Genomic DNA, 437 nt, shown 5'->3' with positions numbered 1-437 from the left:
GTCCTCGGTCGCCAGGAAGGCCTGCTTCAGCTTCTCCGGCACGTCCTTCATGGTGATCGGGGTCCGCCGGGTCTCGCCGAACACCGCCATCAGCTTGCCATCGGCAGCATAGACGTACATCGGCTCCTGCATTTCCACGTCGCGCAGGGTCTGCACGTCGGGAAGCTTGGAGGAAACGGCGTAGTACAGACCGCCCACGGCGGCCGCGCCGATCAGCGCCAGGACCAGGACAATCAAGAATATCCAGCGCAGCCAGCGGCGGAGTCGAGTCATCGGGTTCAGATTCCGATTGCGAATTTCGTGGTCGCAGAGTATAGATTACGCAAGGTGCCGGCTGGGGTCGGCACCGGGGAGCGCAAGGGGAACAGTCAGGGGCTGCATGGTGAATCCGTGAAGGAATTCACAGCAGGGCCGTTGCCATTTGCTAAGAATACGTT

Annotated in this window: 1 pseudogene; it reads right to left on the bottom strand. The window is 61.1% G+C overall.

Going from position 1 to position 437, the window contains the following annotated elements:
* Nucleotides 1-273: pseudogene (locus tag GVL52_RS29220) on the bottom strand (penicillin-binding protein); the annotation flags it as partial.
* Nucleotides 274-437: the final 164 nt, after the last annotated feature.

Source organism: Rhizobium sp. 18055, assembly GCF_902706285.1.
Lineage (GTDB): Bacteria > Pseudomonadota > Alphaproteobacteria > Rhizobiales > Rhizobiaceae > Rhizobium.
The sequence above is the reverse complement of the archived record's forward strand: the minus strand, read 5'-3'. Positions and strand labels throughout refer to the sequence as shown.